The sequence below is a fragment of the Salinicola endophyticus genome (genome assembly GCF_003206575.1).
GTDB lineage: Bacteria > Pseudomonadota > Gammaproteobacteria > Pseudomonadales > Halomonadaceae > Salinicola > Salinicola endophyticus.
This window is the reverse complement of sequence record NZ_PZJO01000002.1, coordinates 669,290-686,134: the sequence shown is the minus strand read 5'-3', so window position 1 is coordinate 686,134 and position 16,845 is coordinate 669,290. Positions and strand designations below refer to the sequence as shown.

General features: G+C 65.1%; 19 protein-coding genes. 7 read left to right on the top strand and 12 right to left on the bottom strand.

Translation table 11 applies throughout. From position 1 onward, the window contains the following. Positions 1 to 67: 67 nt before the first annotated feature. The 4 genes from aldA to DOM66_RS05650 all read right to left on the bottom strand — a co-directional run bounded on the left by aldA (position 68) and on the right by DOM66_RS05650 (position 3,633). Positions 68 to 1,543, bottom strand: a complete 1,476-nt coding sequence (gene aldA / locus DOM66_RS05665; protein ID WP_245392362.1) for an aldehyde dehydrogenase — start codon at positions 1,541 to 1,543, stop codon at positions 68 to 70. 158 nt (positions 1,544 to 1,701) lie between these two features. Next, positions 1,702 to 1,989, bottom strand: coding sequence for a hypothetical protein (locus DOM66_RS05660; protein WP_110674512.1), 288 nt, complete (start codon positions 1,987 to 1,989; stop codon positions 1,702 to 1,704). Between the two features lie 57 nt (positions 1,990 to 2,046). Continuing rightward, positions 2,047 to 2,895: a deoxyribonuclease IV gene (nfo, locus tag DOM66_RS05655; protein ID WP_110689507.1), complete on the bottom strand. Its 849-nt coding sequence runs from the start codon at positions 2,893 to 2,895 to the stop codon at positions 2,047 to 2,049. An 81-nt stretch (positions 2,896 to 2,976) separates the two neighbouring features. Beyond that, the gene (locus DOM66_RS05650; protein ID WP_110689506.1) at positions 2,977 to 3,633 is read right to left on the bottom strand and encodes a hypothetical protein; all 657 of its coding nucleotides are present in this window, start codon (positions 3,631 to 3,633) and stop codon (positions 2,977 to 2,979) included. 146 nt (positions 3,634 to 3,779) lie between these two features. Between DOM66_RS05650 and DOM66_RS05645 the strand changes: the two genes are divergently transcribed. Both DOM66_RS05645 and DOM66_RS05640 read left to right on the top strand, forming a co-directional pair. Then, positions 3,780 to 3,983 carry a putative motility protein gene (locus DOM66_RS05645; RefSeq protein WP_035471105.1) on the top strand — a complete coding sequence of 68 codons (204 nt, stop codon included), beginning with the start codon at positions 3,780 to 3,782 and terminating at the stop codon, positions 3,981 to 3,983. A gap of 523 nt (positions 3,984 to 4,506) precedes the next feature. Continuing rightward, positions 4,507 to 4,782, top strand: coding sequence for a DUF1127 domain-containing protein (locus DOM66_RS05640; protein WP_110689505.1), 276 nt, complete (start codon positions 4,507 to 4,509; stop codon positions 4,780 to 4,782). A 72-nt stretch (positions 4,783 to 4,854) separates the two neighbouring features. Here the strand turns inward: DOM66_RS05640 and DOM66_RS05635 are convergent, their stop codons facing one another. The 4 genes from DOM66_RS05635 to DOM66_RS05620 all read right to left on the bottom strand — a co-directional run bounded on the left by DOM66_RS05635 (position 4,855) and on the right by DOM66_RS05620 (position 8,067). Then, positions 4,855 to 5,652: an HpcH/HpaI aldolase family protein gene (locus DOM66_RS05635; protein WP_110674517.1), complete on the bottom strand. Its 798-nt coding sequence runs from the start codon at positions 5,650 to 5,652 to the stop codon at positions 4,855 to 4,857. A 56-nt stretch (positions 5,653 to 5,708) separates the two neighbouring features. Further along, complete coding sequence (locus DOM66_RS05630) at positions 5,709 to 6,677, bottom strand: tripartite tricarboxylate transporter substrate binding protein (RefSeq protein WP_110689504.1); 969 nt, start codon at positions 6,675 to 6,677, stop codon at positions 5,709 to 5,711. A 232-nt stretch (positions 6,678 to 6,909) separates the two neighbouring features. Then, on the bottom strand, positions 6,910 to 7,425 hold the full coding sequence (locus DOM66_RS05625; protein WP_110674519.1) for an invasion associated locus B family protein: 516 nt from the start codon (positions 7,423 to 7,425) through the stop codon (positions 6,910 to 6,912). Between the two features lie 156 nt (positions 7,426 to 7,581). Further along, positions 7,582 to 8,067 (bottom strand): Lrp/AsnC family transcriptional regulator, encoded by a 486-nt coding sequence (locus tag DOM66_RS05620; protein WP_110674520.1) that lies wholly within the window; start codon positions 8,065 to 8,067, stop codon positions 7,582 to 7,584. A 256-nt stretch (positions 8,068 to 8,323) separates the two neighbouring features. Between DOM66_RS05620 and DOM66_RS05615 the strand changes: the two genes are divergently transcribed. Further along, positions 8,324 to 10,015 (top strand): 2-isopropylmalate synthase, encoded by a 1,692-nt coding sequence (locus DOM66_RS05615; protein WP_110689503.1) that lies wholly within the window; start codon positions 8,324 to 8,326, stop codon positions 10,013 to 10,015. 89 nt (positions 10,016 to 10,104) lie between these two features. Here DOM66_RS05615 and DOM66_RS05610 read toward each other — a convergent pair whose 3' ends face one another. The 3 genes from DOM66_RS05610 to DOM66_RS05600 form a co-directional block, all read right to left on the bottom strand. Then, positions 10,105 to 10,653 carry a FlgO family outer membrane protein gene (locus DOM66_RS05610; protein ID WP_110689502.1) on the bottom strand — a complete coding sequence of 183 codons (549 nt, stop codon included), beginning with the start codon at positions 10,651 to 10,653 and terminating at the stop codon, positions 10,105 to 10,107. Between the two features lie 23 nt (positions 10,654 to 10,676). After that, entirely contained in the window at positions 10,677 to 11,354 is a 678-nt protein-coding gene (locus DOM66_RS05605) for a hypothetical protein (protein ID WP_110674523.1), read from the bottom strand. Between the two features lie 136 nt (positions 11,355 to 11,490). After that, positions 11,491 to 12,339 (bottom strand): formate/nitrite transporter family protein, encoded by an 849-nt coding sequence (locus tag DOM66_RS05600; protein ID WP_110674524.1) that lies wholly within the window; start codon positions 12,337 to 12,339, stop codon positions 11,491 to 11,493. A gap of 141 nt (positions 12,340 to 12,480) precedes the next feature. On the opposite strand from DOM66_RS05600, the gene DOM66_RS05595 reads away from it, so the two are divergent. The 4 genes from DOM66_RS05595 (at position 12,481) to DOM66_RS05580 (ending at position 16,042) form a co-directional block, all read left to right on the top strand. Continuing rightward, a complete protein-coding gene (locus DOM66_RS05595; protein WP_110689501.1) occupies positions 12,481 to 13,179 on the top strand; it encodes an MgtC/SapB family protein in 699 nt (232 codons plus the stop codon). A gap of 108 nt (positions 13,180 to 13,287) precedes the next feature. Beyond that, positions 13,288 to 14,454 (top strand): multidrug effflux MFS transporter, encoded by a 1,167-nt coding sequence (locus DOM66_RS05590; RefSeq protein WP_198651727.1) that lies wholly within the window; start codon positions 13,288 to 13,290, stop codon positions 14,452 to 14,454. 175 nt (positions 14,455 to 14,629) lie between these two features. Next, positions 14,630 to 15,553 (top strand): lipid kinase YegS, encoded by a 924-nt coding sequence (gene yegS, locus DOM66_RS05585; RefSeq protein WP_110689500.1) that lies wholly within the window; start codon positions 14,630 to 14,632, stop codon positions 15,551 to 15,553. A gap of 48 nt (positions 15,554 to 15,601) precedes the next feature. After that, positions 15,602 to 16,042 carry a nucleoside deaminase gene (locus tag DOM66_RS05580; protein ID WP_110689499.1) on the top strand — a complete coding sequence of 147 codons (441 nt, stop codon included), beginning with the start codon at positions 15,602 to 15,604 and terminating at the stop codon, positions 16,040 to 16,042. A gap of 206 nt (positions 16,043 to 16,248) precedes the next feature. Here the strand turns inward: DOM66_RS05580 and DOM66_RS05575 are convergent, their stop codons facing one another. After that, entirely contained in the window at positions 16,249 to 16,455 is a 207-nt protein-coding gene (locus DOM66_RS05575; protein WP_035471072.1) for a cold-shock protein, read from the bottom strand. Positions 16,456 to 16,845 lie beyond the last annotated feature (390 nt).

The window sequence follows — 16,845 nt, the reverse complement described above, 5'->3', positions numbered from 1 at the left end:
TGCGACCATGGCGCGACCGTGAGGCCACGCCGATGGCTGTCAGGCGATGCGGGTCAGGCGTCTTGGGTCAGGAATAGTGCACGTACATCGTCTTGCTCTTGACGTAGGCCTCCAGCCCGTACTTGCCATCCTCGCCGCCGAGCCCGCTGTTGCGGTAGCCCTTGTGGAAGCCCTGGACGGATTCGCCGGCCCCGCGGTTGACATAGATCTCGCCGAAGTCGAGCTCTCGGGTCAGTGCCATCAGATGGCGCACGTTCTGGGTGAACACATAGGCAGAGAGGCCATACTCGGAGGCGTTGGCGTAGGCCATCGCCTGTTCGAAGTCGTCGACCTTCATGATCGGCACCACCGGCCCGAAGATCTCCTCCTTCATGATCTGCATGTCGTTGTCGACGCCGGTGAGAATGGTCGGGGCGTAGTAGTTGCCCTTGTCGTAGTCGCCACCACTCAGGCGCTTGCCGCCGGTGAGCAGCTGTGCACCGTCACGCTGGGCCTGCTCGACCATGGCGTGGATCTTGTCGAGTTCGGCGGCGTTGATCTTGGGCCCCATATCGACGTCTTCGTCGGTCAGCGGGTTGCCCACCTTGAGCGCCTCGACGCGCTGCTTGAAGCGCTCGAGGAAGCGGTCGTAGATGCCGGATTGGACGTACATGCGCTCGTTGCAGGTACACACCTGGCCACAGTTGTCGAAGCGCGAGGCGATGGCGGCATCCACCGCCGGATCGAGATCGGCGTCGTCGAGCACGATGAAGGGGGCCTTGCCGCCCAGTTCCAGGCGCACGATCTTGAGATGCTCGGCGGCCGCCTTGTTGATCTCGCGACCCCCGCGCACGCTGCCGGTCATGCTCACCAGTTGGGTGATCGGACTGGTGATCAACTGATTGCCGATATCGCGTCCGCGGCCATTGACCAGATTGACCACCCCCGGGGGAATGCCCGCCTGGCGCGCCAGCTCGACGATCTCGAGCGCGGTCAGCGGCGTCTCTTCCGAAGGCTTGAGCACGATGGTGTTGCCCGCGGCCAGCGCCGGGCCGAGCTTGCGGCCAATCAGCGCGGCGGGGAAGTTCCAGGCGGTGATGCCGACCACCACGCCGTGGGGCACCTTCTGGATCCAGATCTGCTCGTCGGGATCGTCCGCGGGGATGATGTCGCCCTCCAGCCGGCGGGTGTTCTCGGCGGCGAAGCGGATCAGATTGGCGCACATGCCGACATCGGCGTCGGCTTCGTCCAGCGGCTTGCCCTGCTCGGTAGTGATCAGTCGCGCCAGGCGCTGGCGCTGCTCAAGGATCAGCTCGACGAGCCGGTAGAGATGGTCGGCGCGCTCCACCGCGGTCTTGCGCGACCAAGCCGGGAAGGCACGCTGAGCGGCCTCCAGCGCACGGTTGGCCAGGGCCTCGTCGGCCAGGGAGACACGAGCGATGAGCTCGCCGGTGGCCGGGTTGAGCACGTCCAGGGGCTCGCCACCGCCGGTGGTCCACTCACCGTCGATGAACTGGTTGTAGAGATCGACACCTTCGTGGGATGACTTCATTGACTGGGTCATGCTTGACGCCTCCTTGTCGGTCCTGCGGCGCCCGCGGGCGCCGCCTCATATGTCCGGACTCTCAAGGTGGTAGAGGTGGGGCGGGCTGACAAGCCGCACCCCCAAAGCGTCACAGGATCGGGCACGCCGGCAGCAGGATAATGCCGACGGTGCCGCTCCTACTGGATCAGCCAGCCAAGCACCAGCAGCCCCAGCAGCAGGCCGATCACACCGCCGACCACGCCGCCGCGCAGCAGGGCGCGCACGCCGCTGATCAGCAGCAGCACGCCGATCACCAGCACGCCGAGGCTGAAGACCGAGTCGCTGATGCCCAGGGCCTGAGTGAGGCCGTCGACGAAGCCGTCCATCGCCCGCCACAGGCCGCCGAACAGGCTGTCGAGCAGGCCGACGACGCTACGGATGACGCGACCGATGGCATCGCCGAGCCAGTGAAAGAATCCATCCATGGGGTCATTATCCTATTCAGGGGCGCCGCACCTCGGGTGCCGCGCCAAGCGTAAGGGTCAGGCGCCGAGCTGCTGATCGCGCAGCCACTGGATCTCCTGCGGCCAGATTGCCGGCTCGATGGTCTCCAGAATCAGCGGGATATCGTCGGTGCGCGGGTCACGCATCAGCGCGGCAAAGCCCTCGCTGCCGATATTGCCCTGGCCCAGACTGTGGTGGCGGTCGACGCGGCTGGCGAAGGTGCTCTTGGCGTCGTTGAGATGCATGCCACGCAGATAGCGCCGTCCCACCACGCGCTCGAAAGTATCGAGCATGGTGGTGGCGTCGGCGGCGCTGCGTAACTCGTAGCCGGCGGCGAAGGCGTGGCAGGTATCGATGCAGGCGCCGACCCGGGACTTGTCCTCGACCTGGTCGATGATCTCGGCCAGATGCTCGAAGCGAAAGCCCAGATTGGTGCCCTGGCCGGCGGTGTTCTCGATCACTGCGACGACGAACTCGGTGGCCGCATGGGCCTGGTTGATCGACTCGGCGATCCGCGCCAGGCACTCGGACTCGCTGATCTTGTTGAGATGGCTGCCGGGGTGAAAGTTCAGAAGCTCGAGCCCCAGCTGCTCGCAGCGCTGACACTCGTCGACAAAGGCGGCGCGGGACTTGGCCAGGCCCTCCGGCTCGGGGTGGCCCAGATTGATCAGGTAGCTGTCGTGGGGCAGGATCTGGCCGGGACCGAAGCCGTGGGTGTCACAGGCGCGCTTGAACGCCTCGATGGTCTTCGCCTCCAGCGGCTTGGCCTGCCACTGGCGCTGGTTCTTGGTGAACAGGGCAAAGGCGTTGGCGCCGATCTCGGTGGCGCGGATCACCGCCTGATCGACGCCGCCTGCGGCGCTGACGTGCGCTCCTATGGTCTTCATGGCTTCTCTATTCGTCACTCGTCGTGTGTCGCGGGGCCTCGAGTTTAGCAGCCGCCAGCGCCGGCGGCTTTCCGCTGCCGCTCATCCGTCCAGGTGCAGGCCGGCGTTGATCTCGCGTAGTGCCTGATGCGCTGCTTCACGCGAGAAGGGGGCCTGACGTGGCGGATCATAGACTTCACCGTTGCTGCCCTCGACGATCAGGTCGATGGCGTAGCAGGTTGCCGCGATCACGCTGCGATAGCTCTCGACCTCGCGGAAGTGATTCATGCCGGCATCGCTCTGGGTGAAGACGACGACAGCGTGGCCATCGAGGGTGCTCGGGCTCGACTCGCGCTGGGCGTTGGCGGGCGGGCGCTGGCACTGGCGTACCGCTTCCGGGTCGCGGCTGATGCCCAGGCGCCAGAGTCCGGTGGTGATGGCATCCGAGCCGGGCAGGGCGAGGGTGATCAAGGCCTCGCCGGGCGCCGAGGCGTCGAGCTTCCAGCTGCCGTTGTCGAAGTAGCCCTGGATCGCCTGTGTGTCAGCATTGCCGTCGATGCGCTCGAGCGTCGCCGGGTAGGTGAGGGTCACGCCGGCCTCGGCGCTATGGAAGGTGCGTTGCGCCTCGCGGCTGCCGGCGGCGGCGTCCTGTGGCTGGGACTGACAGCCGGCCAGCAGCGCCGTGGCCCCCGTCGCGGCCAAGGTCACAGCGAGGCGCATCGGGATGCGCTTGCACATCGATCGTGAAAACTGAATCATCGAAGTATCATCTCCGCGTGGGGATGGGCAGTGGCGTGCCGAGTGTCGAACCGGCAGTCTATAAGCTAAAGCCTGAGGTGACAGCCGCCGATAGAAGATCTGAGGGTAATCCCTCTCAACCGAGAACAGGAAATAGGGAGTCTCCTATGGATAGTGCAGTCAATGCTGTCGTCGGTGCCGGAGTCGCGCTGCAGCAGTTCAATCAGGATCAGGACATGCAGGCGTCGCTGCTCAAGCGCTCGCTCGACAATCAGTCCGCGCAGGTCGCGCAGCTGATGGACTCGATGGCCCCGGAGCCCAAGCTGGCCGCCACCGGTACTGTCGGCACCCAGATCAACACCTACGCCTGAGAAACGATGCGGTCGTCACTCGGCCGAGGCCGGTGGTCGGCCCTTGAGCGTGTGACGACGCCAAGATGCTGAAAGCGATGAAAGTGCTGCGACGATGAATCTATGTCGTCTTGTCCTGCAGCGCTACCGAACCGTGACCCTGGCGATAGATGATCTGGGGTTGCGGTTTTTTGCTGTCGCACGATTGCGTGATATCGAGCACTTTTTTCGATAAGCATATTGACGCGTCTAATGGCTCTCGCTTTAATCGAAAGGGCCGCAAGTGTCATTCAGACACGCCGGCATTTCTGCCGATATCGGTATTTTCCCTGGACGCGATCATGACCCTATTCCATCGCCCGACCTTTTCGATGTTCTCGATCCATGTGCGCCAGCACAATAATCGAGTTCGTCGTCACGTCGTGCGCCTGGGGTAACAGATCGTTATCGGCCGCGACGAGTATCGCGGCCGATAGAGAGTGGAAAGTCTTACCCGCCATCATCGCGATACTTGTCCGGCCTCCGACTGACGGAGTGGACAAGTATGAAACTGACGACTCTCATCGATGCGCTCAAGGCCCGCCTGGCTCTCGCCCGTCGCCGCCGGCAGGACTGGCGTGCGCTCTCCCATCTCAATGCCCACATGCTGCGGGATATCGGCCTGCGCGCAGAACAGGGCACGATCGTGCCAGTCAGCACGGAGATAAAGTGCGGCGCACCGCCGGCGCCGGCAACCGCCGATACGCGGAAAGCCTCGGTCGCCGAGGCGCCGGAAGCCGCGCCGCGAGTGTGTCGATATTGTGGAGAAACGCTCGCTTAGCGAAGCCCCGGCCACTTGGTGTGGCCGGGGCTTTTTCGCTTTGGGGCGTTTTATCTTTCACCTGGCGTGGCATCAATATCCCAGACTCGAGGGCGTCGGGGAGACGTCCTCTTTATAACGCGACACCGTCTCGAGTGCTGCCTGACGCAGCAGGCTGATATCGATACCCACGGCGATGAAATCGAACCCCCACTCGGCGTAGCGCTTGGCGTCCGCTTCGGCCGGCGCCAGGATGCCGGCCGCCTTGCCCGCGGCCTTGGTGACCTCCAAGGTGTGGCGGATCATCGCCTGGACGTCGGGATGGTTGGGGTTGCCGACATGGCCGACGCCGGTGGAGAGGTCGATCGGCCCGACGAAGATCGCATCCACACCTTCGGTGGCGGCGATCGCTGCGGCGTTGTCGACCCCGGCGCGGGATTCGACCTGAACGATCAGGCAGAGCGTCTCGTGGGCCCGGGCGAGATAGTCGGGAATCGCGTCCCAGCGCGTGGCACGGGTGAGCCCGCCGCCTACGCCACGGAAGCCTCGGGGCGGATAGCGGGTCGCCGCGACCAGCTGCGCTGCCTGCTCGGCGGTGTCGACCATCGGCACCATCAGCGTCTGGGTACCGATATCGAGGAGCTGCTTGAGCAGCGCCGGGTCGTGATTGACACAGCGCACCACCGGCGCACAGGCGTAGGGTGCCACCGCCTGCAGCTGCGCCAGGATGCTGGGCACGGTATTGGGAGCGTGCTCGCCATCGATCAGCAGCCAGTCGAAGCCGGTGGTGGCGAGTATCTCGGTGGCATAGCCGGTGCCGAAGCCGGCCCAGCAACCATAGCGGGTCTGTCCATCCAGCGCGGCCTGAAACGGATTGTGCGGGAGCTGCATGCGTATCGGTCCTTGGTGATCCGGCGTCTCGCGACGCCGGTGGCATTATGGTGGCGTCAGTGGGCCAGCCCCATCTGTTTCATGATCTCGCCGAACTTGGCATCGTCCTCGGCCATCAGCGTTTCGAAGTCGTCGGCATCACGCCACACCACACCATAGCCCTGCTTGGCCATGAAGCTCTGGTAGGCATCGCTGTCATAGGCTGTCTTCAGCGCCGTTTCCAGCCGGTTCACCACCGCCTCGTCGAGCCCCTTGGGGCCGACGACGCCGCGCCAGGCGCCGAGACTGAAGTCGCTGCCCAGCTGCTCGTGGAAGGTGGGGATATCGGGGAAGCCGCTCAGGCGCTCCGGCGTCATCACGCCGAGGCTACGAATCTCGCCGGCCTCGATCATGGCGCGAGCTTCCGGTAGCGAGGAGGCGACCACGTCGATGCTGCCGGAGGCGAGCTCGGTCATCGCCGGTGCCGACCCCTGGCTGGGAATCCAGGTCAGCTTGCCGGCGGCGATGCCCTGATCCATCAGAAAACCGTTCAGGGCCACGTGCCAGATGCCGCCGAGACCGGTGCCCGAGGCGGTGTAGGTCCCCGCCGGGTGCGACTTGACCTGGGCCACGAAATCCTCGAGGTCCTTGAACGGGGAGTCCTCGCCCACCGAGAGGCTGGCCGAGTCGAAGTTGATCTGGCCGATCGGGGTGAAGTCCTGGTAGGTCAGGCTGGTGAGCCCCTGCCAGTGCATCATGTCCAGCTCCACCGTGGCCAGGCCCAGGGTATAGCCATCCGGGCGGGCGTTGGCGATGGCGGTGTGGCCGACCACGCCGCTGCCGCCGGTGCGGTTGACCACGTTGATCGTCTGCCCCAGCTCCTGCTCCAGCACGCTGGCGATGATTCGTGCGGTGGCATCGGTGCCGCCACCGGCGGCCCAGGGCACGATCAGGGTGATGGGCTTGTCGGGATATTCCGCCCAGGCCGCCGGGGAGGCCACCACGGCGGCGGCGAGCAGGAGCTTCAAGGTGCGCTTGACGTTCATGGAACCTCTCGGGGATCTCTCGGGCGCTGGCGGCGTGCCGGCGCGGAACGGGGTGAGATGACTTTTGCACACAAAGTCATATCAAGCGCTCGAAGGGGGCACAATTGCGCCAACGTCTAAGAGGGTGGGTAAAAGCGCGGGCCTGCCAGTGGCAGGCGCCCTGGCGGGCGCCGCCGAGATCGGTCCGGCGCGCGGCGCCGGACCTGGCATCTCGAGTGTGGGAGAGGGCTCTTTACTGCGAGGCGATGCGCTGGCTGGCGCTGGTGAAGCCCATCAGTGACAGATCCATGTTGAGCCGCTTGCCATCCGGGGCGATGGCGCTGACGGTGGCCTTGGTGCCGCCGCGGAGCTGGGCGAGCAGTTGTGGCGACAGCGCCAGATTGGCGCGGCAGCCTTGCTGCAGGCAGACCTGATAGGGCATGCCCACCGGCTTGTTGTCGTCCACCTGCAGTTGAATACCCGGCGCCAGGCGCACGCCCAGCGGCAGCAGGAAGACCATGACCGGGCCGTCGGCCTGGGCCGGATGACCGACCATGGCGCGCATCAGCGGATCGTTGCTGTCGGGGTTGTTGACCACCTGGCTCATCACGCAGCTCTGGCCCTCCCCGCCCTTGGGGCAGCGCACTTCCCAGGACTGGAACTGCTGGGTATCGACCTGCGGTGCGCTCGGCTGTTGAGCCTGCGCCGGGGTCAGGATGGCGGCGGCCAGCGGCAGCAGCGAGGCGAGCAGGGTACGGCGAAAAGACATGGCATTTTCCTGTGTTGTGATCGGTCGCGTGTTGTCATGCATGAGTATGGTCTAATTCGTACATCGCGTGGGAACGCGCTCAACTCATTCCAGCATGCCCGGCGCAGAGGTGGCCAGTCACCGCCAATGGGGCAGCCGTGATTGCCGAATAGGGGGTCAGGGCGCCACCGGCACGCCGCGATTTTCGAACACCGGTCGCAGCACGAAGTTGGAGTGGACGCCGGAGACGCCCTCGATCGGCGTGATGTGCTGCAGCAGAAGCTGCTGGTAGCCGTCCATGTCCTCGACCCGGATCTTGAGCTGATAGTCGACCTCCTGGCCGGTGATCATCAGGCACTCCTGTACCTGGGGCAGTGCCGCCACCTGGCGCTCGAAGTTGGCGAAGCGCTCCGGGGTGTGGCGATCCATGGAGATGTGCACCAGCGCCATCAACCGGTAGCCCAGCTGTCGTGCGTCGACCAGGGCACGATAGCCGAGGATCAGGCCGCTCTCCTCCAGCGCGCGCAGGCGGCGCAGGCAGGGCGAGGGCGAAAGCCCGATGCGCTCGGCCAGTTCCTGGTTGCTGATCCGGCCCTCCTGCTGGATCAGTTCGAGAATGCGTTGGTCGTAGCGATCGAGCGAAAGGGGTTGTGGCGGCTTCATTGGCAGTATCTATCTCTTGTTTGTTCAGGGTTGGCAGATTATGCCATCTGACGTCGAGAAAGATCGATCTTCGCAATGTCCTGTCGGCGCAAAAGCCTTACACTGTCTCTGCTGCCACAAGCAGCTTCGGGCCGGCTCCCGCATCCGGGGTCCGGCCCCCGTTTCCGCCGCGATCCGCGGTGGCTCAACAGCGGGGCTCGCCCCAACGGTGCGCCTCACAATCCGTCGGCTCTTTTACCTCGTCAGGATGGTTGCCATGTCTGCCTTCGATCATCGCAAGTACCGCCCGGCCCCCCGGGTACCCGCCTTCGACCGCCAGTGGCCGGATCGTGATCTCGATCACGCCCCGATCTGGGTCAGCGAAGACCTACGCGATGGCAACCAGGCTCTGCTCGAGCCGATGAGCGTGGCTCAGAAGCAGCGTTTCTGGCACCAGATCGTCAAGGTCGGGATCAAGGAAGTGATGGTCGGCTTCCCCTCGGCGAGCCAGCCGGATTACGACTTCGTGCGCTGGCTGATCGAAGAGGATCAGATCCCCGAGGATGTCACCATCGCGGTGCTGGTGCAGTGCCGTGAACATCTGATCGAGAAGACCTTCGCATCGCTGGTCGGTGCCAGGCGGGCGATCGTTCACCTCTACAACTCCACCTCCACCACCCAGCGCGAGCGGGTGTTCGAGATGGACCGCGCAGGGATCGTCGATATCGCGGTGCAGGGGGCGACCTGGGTCAAGACCTACGCTGCGCGCTATCCGGAGATCGAGTGGTGCTTCGAGTACACCCCGGAGAGCTTCTCCAGCACCGAGATCGACTTCTCGCTGGAGATCTGCGAGGCGGTGATGGACGTCTGGCAGCCGACCCCGGACAACAAGTGCATCCTCAACCTGCCGACCACGGTCGAGGTCGCCGGGCCTCACCACCACGCCGATCAGATCGAGTACTTCTGCCAGCACATCAAGAATCGCGACAGCGTGATCATCTCGGTGCACACCCACAACGACCGCGGTGGGGCAGCGGCCTCTGCCGAGCTCGCGCTGCTGGCGGGCGCCGAGCGCGTCGAGGGGACCCTGCTGGGCAACGGCGAGCGTACCGGCAACATGGATATCGTCACCCTGGCGATGAATCTCTACAGCCAGGGTATCGATCCCGAACTCGATCTCTCCAACCCGGACGAGATCATCCAGGTGGTGCAGGAGTGCACCGGTATCGCGATGCATCCGCGCCACCCCTGGGTCGGCGAGATGGTCTACACCGCCTTCTCCGGCAGCCACCAGGACGCCATCCGCAAGTCGCTCAAGAAGCAGCGCCCCGATGAGCCGTGGCAGGTAGCCTATCTGCCCATCGATCCGCGCGACATCGGCCGCGACTACCAGGCGGTGATCCGCGTCAACAGTCAGTCCGGCAAGGGCGGCATGGCGTTCCTGCTCGAGCGCGACTATGGCATCAGCCTGCCGCGCTGGATGATGCTGGCGCTGGCACCTCACGTGCAAAAGGAGAGCGAGGTGCGCGCCAGCGAACTCTCCAGCGAGATCATTCGTCAGGTGATGTTCGACAACTTCCAGCGCGAAGCGCCGCTGTCGCTGGCCGACTACCGCCTCTCCAAGGGGCAGGAGGAGGGCATCGAGGTGACCCTGTGGCAGGGTGCCGAGACCCTGCGCCTGTCGGGCAAGGGCAACGGTGCGATGTCCTCCTTCACTGATGCCTGGCAGCGTCATACCGGCACCAGCGTGGGAATCGTCGACTACAGCGAGCACTCGCTGGGCGGTGACAGTGACGCCAACGCCATCGCCTTCGTCCAGCTCAATGTCGGCGGCCAGCGCATCTGCGCGGTGGCCGAAGACAGCGATACCGTCAGTGCCTCGCTCAAGGCGATCCTCTCCGGGATCAATCTGGCCGAGGCGCAGCGGGCGCCGCAGATGGCCGACGCCGGCGTGACCACCGTCGACTGAATTCGAGGCCGACATCCGCGACGCAAGACGAGAAGGGCGCCCCCAGGGGCGCCCTTCTGCGTTTGCCATCCTGGTGCTATCGGCCTGATTCAGGGATAGCTGGGGGGCAGCAGCGTACGCAGATCGTTGTTGAGCGGCAGCTCGAAGCTGGTTGCGCCGAGGATGGCGCGATCGGCGATACGCACCACCCGGGCATTGATGAACAGCCGGTCCTGGGCCTGGGCGTAGGTGCCCACCAGCACCGCGCTGGCGTCGTAATCCTGACTCAGTCGCTGCACGTTGCGCGACAGGATCAGCTCGCCGGTGTTCTCTTCGATGTAGAGGCTGTTGCGCAGCTTGACCTCGATCACCTTCTGGCCCGATTCGACCAGCCGCGAGACGAACATCTCGCTCAGGGTGCGACCCAGGGTCGAGGATTGGCCGAGGTGGTCGACATCGACGAAAGTGGTGGCGACCAGCGGGGCAGTGTCATCGAGCCGCCCCCGGCTATTCTCGATCAGCGCCTTGGCCGCCGCGTCGACCCGCTCCAGGGTGGTCGGCTGATGTGGACGGCCGTTGGGGTCGAGCATCGAGCAGCCTGCCAGTGCGGCCAGCAGCAGCATGAGCAGCACAAGCCGAGCGCAGGAAGATACGGACATGGCGGAACTCTCTCTGCTGCGCTTTACCATTGCGACGATACCTTGAGCTGGCCCCGTTCGGTGGAGGCGGCCGGCGCACGGCCGTACTGGCCGCTATCGCCGGGGTTGATGTAGTAGAGATTGGAGGAGGAGTAGAGCAGGGTCTGATACTCGTCGGCCTGAACCGTGATGATCACCTCCTCGTCGCTCTCCGAGGTCCAGCTGCCGCTGAACAGGTCGACCAGCCCGGCAGCCGGGATCAGTGCCAGCGCCGGCTCACGCCAGTGGTTGAACGGAATCGTCGCCACCGCGATGCCTGCCGCCAGCGCGGTCAGTGCGCCCTGGGGTGGGCGGATCGGCTGGCGATCCTGGTGCGCCACGACCTGAACGTCGAAGGTGACGGTGGCCGCGCCGAGATCGGAGGTTCTGACCGTGGCGCCCTGTTTCACCAGCTCGCTGGTCAGCAGCGAGCGAAAGCCGCGGCTGAAGGCGGTTTCGGTCTCGGGGGGCTTGATGTAGAGCGCGCGCCGGTCGAGCCTGCGGTCGGCCATGATGGCCTTGGCCTCGTGCTGCGCCAGCACCTCCCAGTGATAGGCGGCCTGCATGCGCTGCTGGGTGGTCGCCGGGTAGGTGGTGGCCAGCGGGGCCTGGGAGGTGTTGACGCCGAAGCAGCCGCTCAGCAGTGGCAGGCCGCAGAGCAGCACCCAAGGTTTCCATGACATGTGTAGAGAGTTCCTGTCCGATCGCCGGGGCGTCTTTATGTGTGTGGCTCTCGGAGAGTATCGGCGGGCACGCGCTCGGCTTGAGCGCGGCCGGAGAAAACCGCGTCAGGCGAGCGTAGTGCTTGCCTGACAGCGCCTAGCGTTCGCCGTCGCTGCGGATCTGCGCATGACTGATCAGCGCGAAGATGAAGGTGCCGCCGAAGACGTTGCCCAGCAGCGTCGGCAGGCCAAAGTGGAAGAGGTACTCGGACCAGCTGGCGTGGCCGGAGAAGACCAGATACATCACCTCGGTGGAGCCGACGATGATATGGGTGAACTCGCCGATCGCCACCAGATAGGTCACGATCAGGATCACCCAGATCTTGGCGCTGCCGGCGCTGGGCAGCAGCCACACCATGGTGGCGATCATCCAGCCGGCGACGATGCCCTTGGCGAACATCTGCATCGGGGTGTTCTCCAGGATGTGCTCGCCCAGGGTGAGGAACGCCTGATGCGTCTCGGCGGAGAAGATCGGCAAGGCGAGGATCGCCCAGGCCGAGATCGCCACCCCGACCAGGTTGCCGATCAGCACCACGCCCCACAGTCGCAGCAGACACAGGAACTTGCTCACGCGCGGCTGGCTCATCACCGGCAGTACCGCGGTGACGGTGTTCTCGGTGAACAGCTGCTGGCGTGCCATGATCACCACCAGAAAGCCGATGGTGTAGCCGAACGACTCGACCAGGAAGCCGACGTCGGTATCCGGCAGGTGGGCTCGCAGCAGTCCCTTGGCGAGCATCGAAAAGCTCATCGAGAGGCCGGCGGCCACCGCCGACCACGCCAGCGCCGAGACGGTGCGGTTGAGCTCCTTCTCGCCCTCTTCGCGGATCTTCTCGTGTACCGCGGCGGCGCGCGAGGGGAGGTTCTCGCCATCGAGCTGCAGGTCGTGCTCCTCCTCTTCATTGCGGACGCGGCTGGGCGGGGTCAAGTCGTGACGTTTGTTCAAGGTCGGATCCTTCCGAGCGATGGGCGGTGCCGCACGGCCTAGCCGCCGCCGGTGATCTGGCGATGGCCGCGGCAGCGGTTATGCTTGACTGTATCTGATGCTGAAACGATAGCGGTAAATGCGACAAGGAGATAGGCACGAATGTCGGCAGCAACCCTGACCATTCTGACCCATCTGGGTATGGCCTGGCTGGCGGGTAGCCTGATCGGCCTGGAGCGCACCTTCCATGGCCGCCCGGCGGGGTTTCGCACGCATGCCCTGGTGTGCGTGGCCTCGGCGCTGCTGATGATGGTGACGGTCTATCAGTGGCAGTGGCTGGGGGACGCGGTGCCCGAGGCCACCGTGCGCACCGACCCTACGCGCATGGCCCAGGGCATCATGACCGGGATCGGCTTTCTCGGCGCGGGGGTGATTTTCAAGGAGGGGTTGACCGTGCGCGGGCTGACCACCGCCGCCTCGATCTGGATGACCTCGGCGCTGGGTATTCTCTACGGCATCGGTTTTCTGTTCCCGGGGATTGCCGCCACATTGATCACGCTGCTGACGCTGTCGCTGTTTCGTCGGGTCGAGGCGCGTCTGCCCGGCAGGCTCTATGCCCGCTGCACGCTGCGCTACGCCAGCGCCGAGGTGCCCGGTGAGGGTGACATCCTGGCGCTGGTCCAGGGTTACGGCCTGCATGTCGAGAGCCTGAGCTACCGCACCCGTGACGATGGCGCCCAGTTCGAGTATCGCCTGCTGCTGCGCACTCACCATCGGGGCCACCTGGGGCCACTGGCCGCGCATCTGCGCGGGCTGTCGGCGTTGCGCGAGTTCCAGCTGACACCTGCCGGCGATGGCTGACCGCCGTGCATGGCGTCCACCCTGTCGCTGTCCGGCGGTGACGAGAATGCTTGTCATCCTCGTGCCAGTCGCTAGAGTGGGCGCTCTTGCCGGGATGACGAGGTTGCGATGCAGGGCAGAGGACGTCCGCCGTTTTGGGTACTGATGGGCGCAGTCATGCTGTCGCCCCTGGCCATCGATATCTATCTGCCTGCCCTGACCGCGATGGCGCGCGAGTTCGAGCGTCCGTTCGCGGCGCTCCAGGTGACCATCACCCTGTTCCTGCTCAGCGCGGGTGTCGGGCAGGTACTGGTAGGACCGCTGGCCGACCGCTTCGGCCGCCGGCCGGTGCTGCTCGGCGGTTCCCTGACCTACTTCGCCGGGGCGCTGATGGGGCTGAGTGCCGCAACCCTGGAGTGGCTCTATGCCGCCCGCGTATTGCAGGGGCTGGGCGCCTGCGCCACGGTCACGGTGGCTTTCGCCGCGGTGCGCGACAGCTATCCGCCGGAGACCGGGGCCAAGCTCTACAGCTATCTCAATGGCTCGCTGACGCTGGTACCCTCGCTCGCCCCGGTGATCGGTGGCGCGCTCACCGTGGCTTTCGGCTGGCGCAGCAACTTCGCTTTCATGATGGCCTTTGCCGCGCTGCTCTGTCTCGGTGCCTGGTGGCGCTTCGGCGAGACGCGGCCGGCCGATACGCCCATCGAGCGCCGGCTCTACCGCTGGTCACGTTATCGTCCGGTGCTGGGGCACCCGCGCTTCCTCTATTATGCGCTGGTGGTGAGCACGATGATGGCGGCGATACTGGTCTATGTTTCGGCCGCCCCGGTGATCGTGATGGATCGGCTGGGGCAGCCCGAGTGGGTGTTCAGTCTCTGGTTCGGCGCCAACGCGCTGGTGAGCACCCTGGCATTCTTTTTCGTGCCACGCCTGATGCATCGCTGGGGGCGTCGGGCCACGGTAAAACGCGGACTGGTGGTGGTGGTTGGCGGGGGCGTGCTGGTCTCCGCGCTCTACCTGGGCGTGCCGCTCTCGGTGGCCACTTTCATGGCACCGGTGGCGCTACTCTCGGTGGGCTTCTCGATGATACTGGGTTCTGCTGCCAGCCTGGCGCTGGAGCCGTTTCCCGAGCGCGCCGGCACCGCTGCTGCGCTGCTCGGGGCGATCCAGCTGGGCGGCGGTGCCATCGTCGCCACCCTGGCCTTGATGACGCCGCTGGCACCCCAGTTCACGCTCACCGCGCTGTGCACCGGTGGTGGGCTGTTGCTGTGGGGCCTGGCGCGGCGCTGGGGCTGAAGGCGGCCGAGCGCATCCGAGGCGAGCCGCCGCCGGGGCGGCGGGCTGCTAGACTTTGTACGAAAAGTCGACGAGCGAAGGCAGTTTTGCGGACAAGGCCTAGACTGCATCCCAGTGACAGCGGAAGATCAAGGCGCGGCGCAAGCGTCGGCCCCAAGGAAAGGATTCGATCGGTATGGCCAGTCATGGCGAGGGCACTACGTGGTTGATAATCAACGGCAAGTCCGCGCAGCAGCCGGACATTCGCAGCGCGGTGACGCATCTGCGCGAGCGGGGGCACGACCTGGCGGTGCGCGTTACCTGGGAGGGCGGTGACGGCACCCGCCTGGTCGACGAGGCGGTAGCGGCGGGCGCCGCCCGGGTGATCGCCGGCGGCGGCGATGGCTCGATCAACGAGACGGTCGCCGGGCTGATGCGCCATCCGGTCGAGCAGCGTCCGGCGCTGGGTATCCTGCCGCTGGGCAGCGCCAACGACTTCGCCCACGGTCTCGAACTGCCGATGACCCCGGCGGCCGCGCTCGAGCTGGCGCTGACCGGCGATACCCGGCGCGTGGATGTCGGCATGCTCGACGACGAGGCGTTCATCAACGTCGCTTCCGGGGGCTTCGGTGCCGAGATCACCACCTCGACCCCGGTCGGGCTCAAACGCCTGCTCGGCGGCGGGGCCTACTCGCTGATGGGGATGCTCAAGGCGTGGAACTACCAGCCGTTCGAGGGGCATCTGCGCTGGCCCGAGGGCGAGGCGCGGGTACCGTTGTTCATGCTGGCGATCGGCAACGGCGCCCAGGCCGGCGGCGGTCAGCGGCTGGCGCCCTCGGCCCGAATCGACGATGGCCTGCTGGAGCTGCTGTTCGTACGCCATTTCAATTCGCTCGGCGAACTCAAGCGCATCATCGATGAGCTGGAAAACCTGCCCAACGACGGTCAGTTCGTGCGCTATCTGCGGGTGCCGTGGGTGGAGTTCGATAGCGACGGCGCCTTTCCGCTCAATCTCGACGGCGAGCCGCGCCGCTACCGCCGTTTCCGCGCCTCGCTGGAGAGTGAGGCGCTGCCGCTGGTGGTGCCGTCACGCTGCCCGCTGCTGAGCGACACCCGCTGAGCGGACGCGAGGTCGCGGTTATTATCACAGCTGTCAGGAGAACACGACGTGGATAGCTTCATGCAGGCGGCCATCGAACAGGCACGCCAAGGTCTGGAACAAGGGGGCGTGCCGATCGGTTCGGTGCTGGTGCACGACGGCCGAATCATCGGTCGTGGCCACAATCAGCGTCAGCAGCGCGGCAGCGCCGTGCTGCACGGCGAAATGGATGCGCTGGAGAACGCCGGCCGACAGCCCGCCAGTGTCTATCGCGAGAGTGTGCTCTACACCACACTGTCACCCTGCGCGATGTGCAGCGGGGCGATCCTGCTCTATGGCATTCCGCGGGTGGTGGTGGGGGAGAACCGCACCTTCCTCGGCGAGGAGGCGCTGCTGCGCGAGCGCGGTGTCAGCGTCGAGGTGCTCGACGACGCCACGTGTCGCGAGCTGATGGCGAGTTTCATCGATGCCAACCCGGAGGTCTGGAACGAGGATATCGGCGAGAGCTGAAGCGGCTGGATTCTGGCGGCGTCTTTCTATAAACATCCATCTATAGACGTCCCACCATAGACGCCCCTTTTACAGACGCCCCTCTATAGCCCCACCGGAATCGACGCTCCTATCTCAAGAGGGCCGATGACAGCGGCGCCCATCAAAACGGCGCGCATAAAAAAGCCCACCGCTCGGGTGGGCTTTCTTCTCAAGGGTGGCGCGACTCAGCCGCTGACCTTGATGTTGGCGGCCTGAAGGCCTTTCTTGCCCTGGGTGACGTCGAAGGTGACCTTCTGGCCGTCTTGCAGGGTTTTGAAGCCTTCTGCCTGAATTTCGGAGAAGTGCGCGAACAGGTCATCGCCGCCGTCATCGGGAGAGATGAACCCGTAGCCTTTGGTGTCGTTAAACCATTTGACAGTGCCGGTTGCCATTGTCGATTTCCTTAACTTGCTAGTAGTGAAGCCGAGCACCCCCCACGGGCAGCTCGAAATGCGTGGTAAGACTAGGGGGGAATGCGCAAGAGGAGTTCGACGAGCGACTGACAACTGACGACATTCTACCTGCAAACCTACGCAGCGGATGATGCATGGGGGTCATCCGGACCGTCAAGCGCTGCCGGCTTGACTTTGGTCGTGTGATTTCCATGCCCCGCTAAAGCACCATAGATGGAAAAAACGTGCACGTCTACAGGCTCCCCGCGCCTTTTTTCCGGGGGGATCGCGGCACCGGGTATGGTTTTCTTAACCCTTTTTAAGAAGTTGCCCATATGCATATGACGATTGGATGTCACGGGTTGCAGGAGGGTAGAGGAATCGACTGTC

Coding starts and splice junctions, on each gene's coding strand:
- DOM66_RS05620 (WP_110674520.1), bottom strand. CDS start 8,067: ATGAAGCCGCCACAACCCCTTTCGCTCGATCGCTACGACCAACGCATT.
- yegS (WP_110689500.1), top strand. CDS start 14,630: ATGGCCAGTCATGGCGAGGGCACTACGTGGTTGATAATCAACGGCAAG.
- DOM66_RS05635 (WP_110674517.1), bottom strand. CDS start 5,652: ATGCAGCTCCCGCACAATCCGTTTCAGGCCGCGCTGGATGGACAGACC.
- DOM66_RS05650 (WP_110689506.1), bottom strand. CDS start 3,633: ATGATTCAGTTTTCACGATCGATGTGCAAGCGCATCCCGATGCGCCTC.
- DOM66_RS05575 (WP_035471072.1), bottom strand. CDS start 16,455: ATGGCAACCGGCACTGTCAAATGGTTTAACGACACCAAAGGCTACGGG.
- DOM66_RS05595 (WP_110689501.1), top strand. CDS start 12,481: ATGTCGGCAGCAACCCTGACCATTCTGACCCATCTGGGTATGGCCTGG.
- DOM66_RS05610 (WP_110689502.1), bottom strand. CDS start 10,653: ATGTCCGTATCTTCCTGCGCTCGGCTTGTGCTGCTCATGCTGCTGCTG.
- aldA (WP_245392362.1), bottom strand. CDS start 1,543: ATGACCCAGTCAATGAAGTCATCCCACGAAGGTGTCGATCTCTACAAC.
- DOM66_RS05625 (WP_110674519.1), bottom strand. CDS start 7,425: ATGTCTTTTCGCCGTACCCTGCTCGCCTCGCTGCTGCCGCTGGCCGCC.
- DOM66_RS05615 (WP_110689503.1), top strand. CDS start 8,324: ATGTCTGCCTTCGATCATCGCAAGTACCGCCCGGCCCCCCGGGTACCC.
- DOM66_RS05660 (WP_110674512.1), bottom strand. CDS start 1,989: ATGGATGGATTCTTTCACTGGCTCGGCGATGCCATCGGTCGCGTCATC.
- DOM66_RS05645 (WP_035471105.1), top strand. CDS start 3,780: ATGGATAGTGCAGTCAATGCTGTCGTCGGTGCCGGAGTCGCGCTGCAG.
- DOM66_RS05605 (WP_110674523.1), bottom strand. CDS start 11,354: ATGTCATGGAAACCTTGGGTGCTGCTCTGCGGCCTGCCACTGCTGAGC.
- DOM66_RS05590 (WP_198651727.1), top strand. CDS start 13,288: ATGCAGGGCAGAGGACGTCCGCCGTTTTGGGTACTGATGGGCGCAGTC.
- DOM66_RS05630 (WP_110689504.1), bottom strand. CDS start 6,677: ATGAACGTCAAGCGCACCTTGAAGCTCCTGCTCGCCGCCGCCGTGGTG.
- nfo (WP_110689507.1), bottom strand. CDS start 2,895: ATGAAGACCATAGGAGCGCACGTCAGCGCCGCAGGCGGCGTCGATCAG.
- DOM66_RS05640 (WP_110689505.1), top strand. CDS start 4,507: ATGAAACTGACGACTCTCATCGATGCGCTCAAGGCCCGCCTGGCTCTC.